Annotated in this window: 9 protein-coding genes; 8 read left to right on the top strand and 1 reads right to left on the bottom strand. The window is 61.5% G+C overall.

The features are described 5' to 3' along the window. Positions 1 to 48: 48 nt before the first annotated feature. The 3 genes from ACYVGC_RS12915 to ACYVGC_RS12905 all read left to right on the top strand — a co-directional run bounded on the left by ACYVGC_RS12915 (position 49) and on the right by ACYVGC_RS12905 (position 7,198). Positions 49 to 2,073: a DUF4394 domain-containing protein gene (locus ACYVGC_RS12915; protein WP_460584241.1), complete on the top strand. Its 2,025-nt coding sequence runs from the start codon at positions 49 to 51 to the stop codon at positions 2,071 to 2,073. A gap of 385 nt (positions 2,074 to 2,458) precedes the next feature. Beyond that, complete coding sequence (locus ACYVGC_RS12910) at positions 2,459 to 5,686, top strand: SusC/RagA family TonB-linked outer membrane protein (protein WP_460584240.1); 3,228 nt, start codon at positions 2,459 to 2,461, stop codon at positions 5,684 to 5,686. Between the two features lie 12 nt (positions 5,687 to 5,698). Beyond that, positions 5,699 to 7,198 carry a RagB/SusD family nutrient uptake outer membrane protein gene (locus ACYVGC_RS12905; RefSeq protein ID WP_460584239.1) on the top strand — a complete coding sequence of 500 codons (1,500 nt, stop codon included), beginning with the start codon at positions 5,699 to 5,701 and terminating at the stop codon, positions 7,196 to 7,198. 179 nt (positions 7,199 to 7,377) lie between these two features. Here the strand turns inward: ACYVGC_RS12905 and ACYVGC_RS12900 are convergent, their stop codons facing one another. After that, entirely contained in the window at positions 7,378 to 8,148 is a 771-nt protein-coding gene (locus ACYVGC_RS12900; protein WP_460584238.1) for an RDD family protein, read from the bottom strand. Between the two features lie 96 nt (positions 8,149 to 8,244). Here ACYVGC_RS12900 and ACYVGC_RS12895 point away from each other — a divergent pair, with 96 nt between their 5' ends. From ACYVGC_RS12895 to ACYVGC_RS12875, 5 genes are all read left to right on the top strand, one after another. Further along, positions 8,245 to 9,195, top strand: coding sequence for a stage II sporulation protein M (locus ACYVGC_RS12895; RefSeq protein WP_460584237.1), 951 nt, complete (start codon positions 8,245 to 8,247; stop codon positions 9,193 to 9,195). Between the two features lie 167 nt (positions 9,196 to 9,362). Beyond that, the gene (locus tag ACYVGC_RS12890) at positions 9,363 to 10,403 is read left to right on the top strand and encodes a DUF7544 domain-containing protein (RefSeq protein WP_460584236.1); all 1,041 of its coding nucleotides are present in this window, start codon (positions 9,363 to 9,365) and stop codon (positions 10,401 to 10,403) included. Positions 10,404 to 10,684: 281 nt separating this feature from the next. Beyond that, positions 10,685 to 11,509 carry a DUF4129 domain-containing protein gene (locus tag ACYVGC_RS12885; RefSeq protein ID WP_460584235.1) on the top strand — a complete coding sequence of 275 codons (825 nt, stop codon included), beginning with the start codon at positions 10,685 to 10,687 and terminating at the stop codon, positions 11,507 to 11,509. Between the two features lie 123 nt (positions 11,510 to 11,632). Continuing rightward, positions 11,633 to 12,706 (top strand): glycosyltransferase family 4 protein, encoded by a 1,074-nt coding sequence (locus tag ACYVGC_RS12880; RefSeq protein ID WP_460584234.1) that lies wholly within the window; start codon positions 11,633 to 11,635, stop codon positions 12,704 to 12,706. Between the two features lie 11 nt (positions 12,707 to 12,717). Then, a complete protein-coding gene (locus ACYVGC_RS12875) occupies positions 12,718 to 14,064 on the top strand; it encodes a DUF4350 domain-containing protein (protein WP_460584233.1) in 1,347 nt (448 codons plus the stop codon). The last annotated feature ends 142 nt before the right edge of the window (positions 14,065 to 14,206 follow it).

The raw sequence follows: 14,206 nt of genomic DNA, 5'->3' as shown, positions 1-14,206 counted from the left end.
TAGCTGGGCAACTTACTGAATTTCATCCTTTCCCCCTCTTACCAGTTCATGCGTACACTTTCTACTTTCGATTTTGGGGCAGCTACCCGCCGCGGCTTGGCGCTAGGCTTGCTACTAGCCGGGGCCACGGCCCTGCCCGCCGCCGCCCAAACCGTTTATGGCCTCTCGGTGGGCACGGCAGGTGCTGTTAGCCTGGTTACGTTTAGCGCAACGGCCCCCGGCACGTTCACGGCTACGCTGCCGGTGACGGGCCTCACTACCGGCCAAACCCTGGTGGGCCTCGACACCCGCCCCAACACGGGCCAGCTGTTTGCGCTGGGTTACAACCCCACCGGTACGCAGTCGCAGCTTTATAGCCTGAACGCCACTACCGGCGCCCTCACGGCCGTGGGTGCCGCGCTCACCACCCTCAACCTGGGTACCACCACCAACCGGATTGGCTTCGACTTTAACCCCACCGTGGACCGCATCCGGGTAACGGGCAGCAACAACACCAACTACCGCCTCAACCCCAACAACGGCGCGCTGGCCGCCACCGACTTACCACTCAACTACAACCCCGGCAACCCCACGGCTAACCCCGTGGTGCCTGCCGACGCCAACGCCGGCCAAACGCCCGTTATCGGGTCGGTGGCCTACGGCAACTCGTTCATTGGGGCTACTACTACGGTGCTCTATGACATTGATGAGGCCAAGAGCCTCTACACGGTGCAGAACCCGCCCAACGATGGCACCCTCAACAGCCGCACGGCGCTGACGGTCAACACGTCCACGGCCCTGGCTACCGACCTAGACATTTACTTTAGCCCGACCACCCGCGCCAACGCGGCCTACCTGACCATTGCCAGCGGCACGGCCGCCGCGCCTACCACTCAGTTGTACACCCTCGATTTTATCACGGGGGCCAACATGGTGGCCGTAGGAGCCGTGGGCCCGGCCGGTACGCTGGTGACCGACATTGCGTTTGCTATTGACCGCCCGGCCACGCTGCCGGCCGTAATGGGGCAGTTGGCCTACGCCCTGGCCGGCACCAACCTGCTCACGTTTGATACCGCCGTGCCTACCACCATTCGCACCTCAACGGGCATCACGGGCATGGACGCTACCCAAACCCTGGTAGGCCTGGATGTGCGCCCGCTCACCAACACGCTGTATGCCCTGGGCTACAACAGCGCCGCCGCCGCCGGCGTGGCCAACGCGCAGATTTATACCCTCAACGGGGCTTCGGGCGTGGCTGTACCAGTAAGCGCCGCCATTCGCCTGGAGCTGGGCACGGGCAGCATTGGCTTCGACTTCAACCCCACCGTGGACCGCATCCGGGTGGTGGGTGCCAATCGCACCAACTACCGCCTCAACCCGATTGATGGCACGATTGCCGCCACCGATGGCCAGCTGGCTTACGCCACGGGCACGGCTACGCCCAGCATCGGGGCCGCGGCGTATACTAATAGCTTCATGGGGGCTACTGCTACGTCGGGCACCACGCTCTACGACTACGATGAGCTACTTAATACGCTCAATACCCAGCTGCCTCCCAACGATGGTACGCTCAACAACGTGGGCACCTCGGGCATCACGGTGAACGCCACTGCCCCCAACGTAGACCTCGATATTTACAGCACCGGCGTGGGTGTGAACACCGCCTACCTGGTGGCCAACACCGGCACCTCGGCCAGCACGTCGCTCTACACCGTGAACCTGACCACTGGCATGGTCACGTTGGTGGGAGCCATCGGCAACGGCATTGCCGCCCGCGACATTGCCATTGCCGGCGCTACCGGCGTGGTTACGGCCAGCCGCCCCAGCGAGCTAGCTACCACCTTCACCCTGTTCCCCAACCCCGCCGCCAGCGCCACCAGCCTCAGCTTTGGCCTGCCCCGCGCCGCCCACGTGGAGCTCACGGTGACCGACGCCCTCGGCCGCACGGTGGATAAGGTGGACGCCGGCCAGCTCGCCGCCGGCCCCCAGACCCTGCGCTGGAGCCGCCACGGCCAGGCCCCCGGCCTCTACCTCTTCCGCCTCAGCTTCGATGGTCAGGCCGCCGGCACCCGCCAGGTTGCCCTCACCGAGTAGTCGTTCGGCTCAAGAAATAGATACTATAAGAAAGGCCGGCCCCGTGTGGGGCCGGCCTTTCTTTTTGGGTTAGGGCGTTGCTGACTAACCAAAGCGGTCCTAAAAAAGCTTTTAAACATAGCGCTATAACCCGTGATTTCACCCTGACTGATAGCACTTTACTGGTAAGCGTTCACTTACTCCTTCATTAAGTAACTTTTTTCATTACTTAGTACAAAGTTATTTTTCCAAGATTAATTTATTGTTAATCAATTTGTTACACATCATCCACATCTATAAAAGCCTTAGTAAAAGACCTTTATTCAACAAGAATACGTGCAGATGCCCAAATTACGCCAGTATATTCGCCGAGTTAGTTTTCACTTTACGTTCACAAAACCTACCCATGCAAAAACTCTTACTTTTGTTTTTCTCACTGGTCTTTGCACTGACGGCAACTGACCTAAAAGCGCAGAACCGCTCCGTATCGGGAACGGTAGCCGGGGCTGATGGCGCGGGCATTCCCGGCGTTACGGTATTGGTAAAAGGCACCAGCCTGGGTACCTCTACCAATGCCGATGGCAAGTACGACTTATCGGTACCTACCTCGGCCACTACCCTCATTTTCTCCTACGTGGGCTACGATACCAAGCAGGTAGCCATTGGCAACCAAGGCACTATCAATGTGGCGATGGCAAGCACCGAAACCGGCCTCGACGAGGTGGTGGTGGTGGGCTACGGCACGCAGTCGCGCCGCGACCTTACGGGCTCGGTGGCTACCATTTCGGGCAAAGAGATTGCCACGGCCCCAGTGCAGAGCTTCGACCAGGCTTTGCAGGGCCGCGCGCCGGGCGTGAACATCACCACTCCCAACGGCGTGCTGAACAACCCACCCGTTATCCGCATCCGGGGCGTGAACTCGATTTCATTGAGCTCGTCGCCGCTATTCGTTATCGACGGTATTCCTACTTACTCGGGCAATAACTCGGCCGTGGGCAACGTGCCCAACAACCCACTCGCCAGCATCAACCCCGAAGACATTGAGAGCGTGGACGTGCTGAAGGATGCTTCGGCCACCGCCATCTACGGCTCGCGGGCCGCGGGCGGTATTATCCTGGTAACCACCAAGCGGGGCAAAAAAGGCCAGGGCCACATCTCCTACGATACCTGGGTGGGCGTTACCAAGCCCGTGCGCCTCTACGACGTGCTGAACGCGGCCGATTACATGACCATTAAGAACGAGGCCGTTGCGAACCTGAACGCCAACCGCCGGGCAATTGGGCAACCCGCCACCAATAATGAGAACAGCTTTAAGCCTACCCTGGACGCCAATGGCAACGTGGTGGACACGCGCTGGTACGACTACATCTACCGCACGGGCGTGTCGACCAACCACAACCTGAACTTCTCGGGCGGCACGGATAAGACCACCTACTACACGTCGGTGAACTACTCGAACCAGAAGGGCATGTTGCAAAACAACGACTTCCGCCGCTACGCCGCCCGCGTTAACGTGGACCACACGCTGTTCAACCGCTTCACCACGGGCGTGCGCTTCAACTACTCCAACTCGCGCAATGCGGCCCCCAACTCGGGCTCGGTAGCCGATGGTGCTTTCGGCACGGCCGGCCTGGGCCGCCTGCCCCTGGTGCTGCCCCCCAACATCTCGGCCTACAACCCCGACGGTACCTACAACACGAGCGGCGCGGGCGTTGGCCCAGGGGCTAACATCAACCCCACCAGCGCCACGCAGGCGCCCCTGCTGCCCGGCTACTACAACCCCGTAGTGGATCTGGACAACAACTACTTCACTTCGGAGAACAACACCATTCAGGGCAGCGTTTATGCTAACTATGAAGTTATCAAGGGTTTAAACCTACGCACTATGTTTGGTATCGATAACATCTCGTTTGAGGATAAGTCGTTTGCCACGGCCATCGCGGGCGACGGCTTCTCGACTGGGGGCTCGGCCAGCAACTACTACCGCACCAACAAGCGCTGGAACTGGCAGAACACGTTGCAGTACGACCACACCTTCAACGAGAAGCACAACCTGTCGGTACTGCTCGGCAATGAACAGCAGAAGACCGACGTGCTGCGCTGGGGTGCCACCCGCACCCAGGTAGCCGACCCGTTCTTCACCACCTTCCAGGGTAACTATACCAACATTGCGGCTTCGGGCAACTCGCAAGGCACCAGTTACCTGGTATCGTTCTTTGGCCGCGTCAACTACAACTACGCTCGTAAGTACCTACTAACCGTTAACGCCCGGCGAGACGGCTACTCGGCCTGGGCCAAAAAATTTGGTAACTTCTACGGCGCTTCGGCGGGCTACGCCGTGTCGGAAGAGGACTTCTGGAAAAACTCCGGCGTGGGCCGGATAATTGATTTCCTAAAAGTGACGGGTAGCTTCGGCAACGTAGGCAACAATCAGGGTATTACAGACTTCGCCTCGCTCCAATTATACGGTTCAGGCTTGTACGGGGCCAATGCCAATATCTACTACGCCAACGCGGGCAACACCAGCGTAACTTGGGAAATAAGCAAAAAAACGGATGTCGGCCTCTCGTTTGGCCTGCTCCAGAGCCGCCTGACGGGCGACTTCGCTTATTACCACAACTTGGTGGATGGCCTGATTCTGGACGTGCCGCAGTCCCCTTCCAAGGGCATTCCCAATAACGGCCCGGCCAACGTGGGTACCATCATCCCGATCAACGTAGGCGTCATGTCGAACGAGGGTGTCGAAATCAGCCTGCGCTTTAACGCCATCCAGAACAAGGCCCTTACCTGGACGGTGAGCGGCAACATTACAACCCTGAAAAACCGCATCCGCTCGCTGGCCTACGAGGGCCAGCCGGCCATCGGCACGGCTACCTCGGGCCTCGAAACGGTGAACTACACGCAGGTGGGCCACTCGGTGGGCGAAATCCTGGCCGTGCAGTCGCTCGGCGTGAACCCTGCCAACGGCCAGCGCATCATCAAGAAGCTCGACGGCACCCTGGTGCAGTACAACTACCAGGGCACCACCGGCGCCGGCTCGACGGGCTGGACCAAGGTATCGGATGGCACCAACACCACGGCCCCCACGCAGCTCGGCGACGGCCTGTACTATGGCCCCGTGTTGCCCACCTGGTACGGTGGCCTGGATAACACCTTCCGTTACAAGGGCTTAGACCTGGGTGTGTTCATCCAGTTTTCGGGTGGCAACTATATCTACAACGGCACCAAGGCCGGCCTGCACGACCAGCGCTTCTGGAACAATGCCACAGACATCAAAAACCACTGGACTTCGCCCTCCGAAACACCCAACGCCACCTACCCCCGCGTAGTGTATGGCGACAACGTATCGAATGGCTCGGCCCTGATTATGTCGTCCAACGTGGAGCGTGGTGACTTTGCCCGCCTGCGCAACGTGCAGTTGGGTTACACCTTCGCTTCAACTTTGCTCAGCCGCCTGAGCGTGGCCAGCGCCCGCGTATATGTGCAGGTGCAGAATGCAGCTTTGGTGACCAAGTACTCGGGCATCGACCCCGAAATCTCCACCAACGGGGCCAGCAACACGGGCGCGGGCGTTGACCGCAACTCGGTGGGCCAGGCCCGCACCTACACCGCAGGCTTCAACATCGGCTTCTAATCGTATTCTATAATGAAATTCGCACTAAAAAAGACGACGGCCGTCGTATGCACCGCTTTGCTGGCGTTCGGTACCTTCTCTTGCCAGAATGACTTGCTGAGCCCCTCGCCCCAGATTCAGTTTTCGGACCAGGTGGTGTTCAGCTCACCCGACCGGATTGCCTTGCAGGTCAACAGCTTGTATAGCTTCGTGAAAACCGGTAACTTCCTGGGAGGCCGCATGCAGATTTACGGCGACATCCGGGCCAACGACTTCATCAACCGGACGTCCAATGCCGTGACGGGCCTCAGCGTGTGGAACCACACGGAGACCGAGCAGTCACAGAACGACGTGACCAACGCCTGGGCCTACGGCTACGGCGCTATCAACCAAGTCAATGTGTTTTTGGCTGGCCTCGATGCCAACACCAGCAAGTTTGTAGCGCCCACCTTTCCCAGCACCTTTGCCACCACAGTGCTCAGCTACCGGGGCGAGGCGCGCCTGCTACGGGCGCTCTGCTACTATTCGCTGCTCCAGCTCTACGCCCGGCCCTACACCGATGGCGGAGGCACGCGCCCCGGCCTGCCCCTGCGCCTGAAGGCCGAAACCGGCTCCGATAACAACAACCTGGCCCGTAGCACGGTAGGCGAGGTATACGCCCAGATTTTGGACGATTTGACCTTTGCCGAGCAAAACCTGCCCCTGACCTACGGCGCCTCGGCCACTACCCTGAACGTGACGCGGGCGCACCGCAACACGGCCATCGCCCTCAAAACGCGGGTGTACCTGAGCATGGGCCGTTACGCCGACGTTATCACGGAAGCCAATAAGATAGTGCCAGCTACGGCCCCATTTGCCGCCCCCACGGGCGTAGCCAATGCGCTAAATGCTTCGGTAGCAGCCGTATTTGCTACGCCGCAGGAAACTACCGAGAGCATTATGGCTTTCCCCTTTACGGCCCAAGATGCCCCCGGCACCCAAAACCAGCTGGCCTATTACTACTTACCTACCTCTTTGGGCGGCAACGGTGAATATGGCCTGAACACTACCACCGGGGGCCTCGTAGCCGATACCCGCTGGGAAGCCACCGACGCCCGCCGCACCAATTTTGTGGTTCGCTCGGGCACGGAGACGTTCCTGCGGAAATACCCCACCGGCACACCCTATACCGATAAGGCCCCGGTTATTCGCTACGCCGAAGTGCTGCTCAACCTGGCCGAGGCCCGCGTGCGCTCTACCAACAGCGTAGATGCCCAGGCCCTGCTGCTACTCAACGCCGTGCGCAGCCGCTCAGCGGCCACGGCCTACACGGCCACTGGCCTGGGCTCGGCAAGCGCTGCCGCCGATGCGCTGGTACTAGAACGCCGCATCGAGTTTTTGGGCGAAGGCCTGCGCAACAACGACCTCATGCGCCTCAATGCCACCATTCCGGGCAAAGGCCCCGTGGGTGCCGTGGAGCCCAACAACTCGCTGTACGTATGGCCCATTCCGGCCAGCGAGCTGGCTACCAACCAGGCTATGACCCGCAACTAAGAAGTAGCGCTAGCGCTTCAAGCAAAAAGGCTTACCCACATGTGGGTAAGCCTTTTTTTATCGGGCTATCCCGTAGCGTAGGCATTAACGGCAGCCGGAGTAATATGCCGGCCTGAGGTTGCCGAAGCTCGGCGTTTTATTCCAGTTTTCATTACCTCAATAGCTTCATTAGCAGCCCACTACGCCTGCGTTACCAGGTGCGCGTGGTCGCGCAGAATAGTGCGCAGAAAAGCTTCATCGGGCAGGTCGCTGCTCACGTGCAGCAGCTGCTTGATTTTGGTGGCCGTTTCGTGCAGCAGCAGGTAGTTTTCGTGCTGCAGGCTGCGGCCCAGCAGCTGGCGCAGCAGGGTCACGTCGTGGTCGCTGAGGTCGGCGGCCTGGGCGAATACCGGTTGGTAGCCCACCGGCGCTATGGGCGCGGCCAGGTCGGTGAGCTGGCCGGGCCGGGCGCGCAGGCTGATAACGCTGGTGCCGGCGGCCAGGTCGCCGAGGCGCTGGCCCTTGCCGTTGAGGGCAATGGTGATAACGGCAATAACGCCGTAGCCAAACCCAAAATCGACGATGCGCAGCAGCCAGCGCAGGAAGTAGTCGCCGAGGCGCGGCGCGGTGCCATCCAGGCGCACCACGCGCAGGTGCTGGGCCTTTTTGCCCAGGCTCTGGCCGTTGAAAAATATCTCACAAGCCAGGTTATAGAAGATAAACGGGGCCACGATGATGATGCCCAGCAGCACGGCCAGGGCCACGCCCAGCAGCTCGGCTGGGTTGCGGTAATTGAGGTCGCTGTGCTGGCCCCCTTTGATACCCACGGCCACGGCAATGGCCACCCAAAGGCCGCCCCAGGCCAACAGAATCAGGTAATCGAGCAGCGTGGCCACGATGCGGCTGCCGATGCTGGCCACCTCGTATTCGAGCGTTACGTTTTGGGTGGTGTGAATGCGAATGGTTGCCATAAAGCCCGCTATGCTGAAATGAGCCGAAAAATACGCCTTTCTACCTAAGTGCGTATTCGGCCGCTGCCTACCTTTAGGCCCTAACCCCGCCAACTTATGCGCGAAGCCGTTTTTTTGCGTCAAAACCAGGCGCGCTGGCAGCAGTACGATGCCCGCCCGCCCGCCACGCCCGACGAGCTGGCCGCCCGCTTCGTGGCCCTCACCGACGACCTGGCCTACGCCCAAACTTTCTATCCCGGCTCGGATACCACCACGTATCTCAACGCGCTGGCCGGCCGGCTGCACCAGTCACTGTACCGCAACAAGGCCGAGCAGCCGCGCCGCATTGCGCAGTTTTGGGCGGTGGAGGTGCCGCTGGTGGTGGCCCGGCACCAGGTGGCGCTGGCCTGGGCCATGGGCTTATTCGTGCTGTTCACGGCGCTGGGGGCGCTATCGGCGGCCTACGACGCCGATTTTTTGCGCGTGGTACTCGGCGACGACTACGTGAACCAGACGCTGGCCAACATCCGGCGCGGCGACCCCATGGCCATTTACAAGTCGGGCGGCTCGGCGGCGATGTTCGTGGGCATTGCCATGAATAACCTGCTGGTGGCGCTGCGCACCTTTGCCCTGGGCCTCACATTGGGGCTGGGCACGCTGTATTCATTGGTGAATAACGGGCTGATGCTGGGCGCGTTCCAGTATTTTTTCTATCAGCAGCACGTGCTGCTGCCCTCGCTGCTCACCATCTGGATTCACGGCACGCTCGAAATCCCGAGCATTGTGCTGGCCGGCGGGGCGGGCTTCATTTTGGGCGGCGGGCTGCTGTTTCCGGGCACCTACTCGCGGCGCGAGTCGCTGGCCCGCGCCGCCCGCGACGCCGTGAAGCTGGCCCTGGGTTTGGTGCCCGTCATTGTGGCGGCCGCCTTCCTCGAAGGCTTCGTGACGCGCCACACCGAAATGCCGCTGGCTCTGAGTGTCAGCATCATCGGCGGCTCGGCGACGTTTATAGGCTGGTACTTTGGTATTTACCCGCGCCGGGTGCAGCGCCTGGCCCGCAATAGCTAGCGCCGGGCTGTAGAGACGCATCTTTGCGTCTCGTCGTTGAACAGCTTGTTGGTGAACGCTTAAACAACTAAACAACGACGAGACACAAAGATGCGTCTCTACAGCGCATTTACCAATTTCAACTAATTCTCTGTCAATAAGTTGTCACTACTTTTTCTGCTCTCTCCATGAAAAGCACTTTTACCAGCCCGGCCGACTTTTGGCAAGAGCGCGACTTTGGCGCTAAGATTTCGGCGGCCTTCGATTTTATCGGGGCGCACTGGCGAACACTAGGTAAGTGCCTGATTTACTTTGTGTTGCCCGGCACCCTGCTCATGGGTATTGGGCTGGGCATGTTCACCAATTCCATGTTCGACTTTACCGGGCACACCCTTGCCGCCCAGCGAGCCGGGGTTGTGCCCAGGACTACCAACCCGTTTGCCCAGTTTGGTGCGCTGGGTTTTAGCGGGCTGGGGCTGGCCATGCTGGGCGGTATGGTGGCTTTTTTGCTGCTTGTAGGCACGGTGCACGGCTACGTGCGGGCGCGGCTGCGGCTGCCGGCCGCCGTGCCCGTTACGCCCACCGAAGTGTGGGCCGAGCTACGCGCCCGCATGGGCCGCATGCTGGCCATTATTGGGCTGCTCATGGGTAGCTACGTGGCGCTGGTGGTGGGCGTGCTGGCGCTGATAGGCGGGGCCGTGGGCCTCAGCAAAATGCTGGGCACCGGCTCTTCGGGGCTGGCTTGGGGGTTTTTGCTGATACCAATTATTTATTTTCTGGTGATTTACGCCGCCATTGCGCTGAGCTTATTTTTTCCGGTGCTGTGGTTTGAAGACCGGGGCGTGTTTGCGAGCGTGGGCCGGTGCTTTCAGCTTATTCGGGGGCGCTGGTGGGCCACGTTTGGCCTCATTCTGGTGGCCACGCTGCTGCAATCGACGCTGGCCGTGGTGTTTGCCATTCCGCAGTACGCCGTCATGTTTGGCAAGATGTTGCAGCTACCGGGCCTCAACTCCGACGTGCTGGGGCTGGTGGCCCAGTGCTTTTACGCGGTGGGCATCGTCATGACCTATACCCTGCCCATGCTGGCGCTGGTGTTTCAGTACTTCAACCTGGTAGAGCAGCGCGAGGGCCACGGCCTGCGCCTGCTCGTGGGCCAGCTGGGCCAGCCCCAGGTGGCACCGGTGGCGCAGTCGGGCCACTACCGGCCCGACGAGGAAGGCGAATACTAAGTTGCCAGCCGTTGGCTGTTAGCTGTTCACTCCATTAACAATGAAGCTGTTTAGGAAGTCGTCAGGCCATCATGCTCATCTGGCGTCCACGCAGTGAAGCATCTCTACCGCTTCATCTGGACCGTTCAACGAAGCGGTAGAGATGCTTCACTGCGTGGACGCCAGATGAGCATGACGGTCAATTTTAAATTTTCAGACTTCCTAAACAGCTTCAATGTGTTATTGCCTACGCAATACGCGTTTAGCTTTGGATAAGCACTTAATTATTGATTGCTAAGTAATTGCAAACCATTATCACTTTAGCTAAACGCGGCCGGCGCACCCTGCTGCTGCTGGCCCTGGCGGCCGGCGGCCCGCCGGTAGCCCGGGCGCAGGGGCCGCCCGCGGTGCTGCGCCGCCTGGCCCAGGCGCGGGCCGATACCACCACCGCCCCGCCCCTGCCGCCCGAGGTGGCGGCCCCCGCGGCGGTGCGCCGCCCCGCCGCCGCCCGCCTGCGCGAACTGCGCGGCCAGCGCGATTTCCAGTACACCGAGGTGGCCGAGGAGCCGGCCACGGCCAGCTGGTGGCAGCGGCTGTTAGCTTGGCTCTTTCGGCTGCTAAACGGTGTGCAGAGCACCACGGGCGGCCGCGTGGCCTGGAACACCATCATCTACGGGCTGCTGGGCGCGGGAATAGTATTTGCGGTGCTCAAGCTGCTGCAAGTGGATATCACGCGGGTGTTTGGGCGCGCGCCGCGCCGGGGGCCGCTGGCCTACGATACCACTCAGGAGAACATTCACGAGCTGAATTTTGCCGAGGCAATTGCCCAGGCCGAGGCCACCGGCAACCTGCGCCTGGCCGTGCGCCTGGGCTACCTGCACCTGCTCAAGCAGCTCACCGACCGCGACCTCATTGCCTGGCAGCCAGACAAAACCAACCAGGCCTACCTACTCGAATTGGCCGCCAGCTACCCAGCCGCCCACCCGGCGTTTGCCCAGCTCACGCGGCAGTTTGAGTACAGCTGGTACGGCGAGCTGCCGGTGTCGGCCGCCGGCTACCAAGCGGTGCGCGCCGACCAGCTTCGGCTGGGCCAGCAGCTGAGTGGGGCGCGCGCCCAACCCGCCTGATTTTTCGCGTTGCTTTTCCGACAAGGTTTCGGCCGAAAACACGCTGACCTCATCTACTACACAACTCCTTGTTTGCCAACACGAAAGCTAACAGCCATCAGCTACTAGCTAACAGCTTACCAAATGTCGCTTCCCCGAATTTTGCTTGACTGTGAGCCGCTTAGGGACCGCAACAGTGGCTTCAGCCACTTTGTGGTGCCGCTGGCCCACGAGCTCATTCGCCAAAACCACCGCTATCAACTCACCTGCTACGTGCCACCCCGCGAGGTGGGCGGCCTGGGCCGGCAGGGCGTGCGCTACCTCACGCAGCGCAGCTTCCACAAGTACGTCAACCCGCCCAGCTACGGCTACCAGCTGTGGCACACCACCTCGCAGTTGAGCTGGTACGTGCCCACCAGCCCCTTCACCAAGGTGGTGCTCACGATTCACGACCTCAATTTTCTGCACGAAAACGCCGATGAGCGCACCTACACCCGGCAGCTGGCCATGGTGCGTCGCAACATCAAACGCGCTGATTACTTGGTAACTATCTCCGACTTCGTGCGCCAGGACGTGCTGCGCCACGCCGACCTGCTGGGCTACACCGGCCGCCAACCCCTGCGCTACGTGCGCCGCGGCGTGGAGGCCCTGGCGCCCCTGCCCACCGGCCACGCACCGGCCTACGTGCCGCGCCGGCCGTTCTTCTTCGCCCTGGGCACCATCAATGCGAAGAAGAACTACCACGTGCTACCGGCTCTTTTGCAAGGCAATGACAATGAGCTGCTTATTGCCGGCAGCTTTGCCGAGGCCGACTACGTGGCGGCCATCCGGGCAGCGGCCGCGCAGGCCGGCGCGGCCGACCGCGTAACGGTGCTCACCGGCATTAGCGAGGCCGACAAAACCTGGTATTACCAGCATTGCCAAGCCTACTTGCAACCCTCACTGGCTGAGGGCTTTGGCCTGCCAGTGGTGGAGGCCATGCAGCTGGGCAAGCCCGTGTTTTTGAGCCGCCTCACCTCGCTGCCCGAGGTGGGTGGGGCGGCCGCATATTACTTCGACGACTTTGCGCCCGCCGCCATGCGGCAAGCGCTGGCCACGGGGCTGGCCCGGCACTCGCCCGCCCGCGCCGCCGAGGCCCGCGCGCAGGCCGGGCAGTTTAGCTGGGCGCAGGCCGCGGCCGACTATCTGGCTATCTATCAAGACTTACTGGGCCGTTAACCTTCTCGCACGTGACTACTTTTCGCTGGTATTTGGTGGGGCTGCTGACGCTGTTTGGGGCCTACGTGGCGCTCGAATACTACCGCCCCAAGCCGCTCGACTGGTCGCCCTCGCTCAGCAGCAAGGACAAGATTCCGTACGGCACCTTCGTGCTTTTCGACGCCCTGCCCCAGGTGCTGGGCACCGACTCGGTGGCCAGCGTGCGCCAGCCCATCTACAACCAGCTGCTGGGCGCGGAGGAGCCCCGGCTGGAGGGCGGCCGGCCCACCAACGTGACTTTCGACAACGACTCGGCCGATGCCGCCAACGACCAGGCTGCCGCCGAGCTGGAGGCCGCCGCCCTGCCCCTGGCCAATACGCAGGCACAGTATATCTTTATCAATCAAAATTTTAGCGCTAGCGCACTGGAAACCAATGCCCTGCTGCGCTTCGTAGCGCAGGGCCACAACGTGTTCATTGCGGCCGAAAGCTTCGAGCGCACCAGCCGGGGCACCACCCTGGCCGACTCGCTGGGCTTCCGCACCTACCCCACCGACTCCTCCTTTACGCACGTGCTGGCCCCCCGCGAGGGCCGGGCCGACTCGGTGCCGCTGCACATGCTACGCGCGCGCACTGGCAATCCGCCCACCTACTGGTTTGGCCAGGCCGCGGCCAGCTACCGGCTGGCGCTCACGGCACGCCGCGCCCACCGCGGGGCCACCCTCGCCGCCGATGCCCAGGGCCGGCCGGTGCTGCTGCGCCTCGACCACGGGCGCGGGCATTTTTACCTGTGCTCGGTGCCGCTGGCCTTTGGCAATTACTGGGTGCTGCGGCCCCGCACCGCCGACTTTGCGTTTGCGGCGCTCTCCTACCTGCCCGCCGGCCACCCGGCCTGGTGGGACGAGTACCAGAAGCAGGGCCGCGCCGGCGAGCAGTCGGTGCTGCGCGTGGTGATGGCCCACCCGGCCCTGCGCACGGCCTACTACTTGCTGCTACTCACGGGGTTACTATTCGTGCTGGTGGAGGCGCGCCGCCGCCAGCGTATCATCCCCACCCTTAAGCCATTGCCTAATACCACACTGCTGTTCACGCGCACCGTGGCGGGCCTCTACCAGCAGGGGCGCAACCACAGCCGCATTGCCGAGAAGAAAACGGCGCTGTTTCTCGACTATCTGCGCACCCGCTTCCACGAACCCGCCCCCAACCTAGCCGACGAAGGCTTCCGCGAGCGCTTGAGCCAGAAGTCGGGCGTGGCCCGGCCCCGGGTCGATGAGCTGGTGCGGCTCATCAACTTCGCCCGCACCGCCCCCGCCGTCACCGACCGCGAACTCCTTACCTTGAGCCGCGCCATCCAGGATTTCAAGCACGAATCACGGTGAAAATTGACTTTTGCACTGTACCGGGAAACAGCTTTTTTGGTGAATTGCACTTTTCTAATAAAGTGCCTTTTAGATGCGTAGAGGGCTATTTTTCAGAAGCTTTTGACTCGTTTAAGCTTTCGGCGAGCTGGCAAGTTAACCC

Source organism: Hymenobacter arcticus, assembly GCF_054779975.1.
The sequence above is the reverse complement of the archived record's forward strand: the minus strand, read 5'-3'. Positions and strand labels throughout refer to the sequence as shown.

Bases quoted from the DNA above. Each gene is read 5' to 3' on its own strand.
- ACYVGC_RS12915 (WP_460584241.1), top strand. From the start codon at position 49: ATGCGTACACTTTCTACTTTCGATTTTGGGGCAGCTACCCGCCGCGGC.
- ACYVGC_RS12910 (WP_460584240.1), top strand. From the start codon at position 2,459: ATGCAAAAACTCTTACTTTTGTTTTTCTCACTGGTCTTTGCACTGACG.
- ACYVGC_RS12905 (WP_460584239.1), top strand. From the start codon at position 5,699: ATGAAATTCGCACTAAAAAAGACGACGGCCGTCGTATGCACCGCTTTG.
- ACYVGC_RS12900 (WP_460584238.1), bottom strand. From the start codon at position 8,148: ATGGCAACCATTCGCATTCACACCACCCAAAACGTAACGCTCGAATAC.
- ACYVGC_RS12895 (WP_460584237.1), top strand. From the start codon at position 8,245: ATGCGCGAAGCCGTTTTTTTGCGTCAAAACCAGGCGCGCTGGCAGCAG.
- ACYVGC_RS12890 (WP_460584236.1), top strand. From the start codon at position 9,363: ATGAAAAGCACTTTTACCAGCCCGGCCGACTTTTGGCAAGAGCGCGAC.
- ACYVGC_RS12880 (WP_460584234.1), top strand. From the start codon at position 11,633: ATGTCGCTTCCCCGAATTTTGCTTGACTGTGAGCCGCTTAGGGACCGC.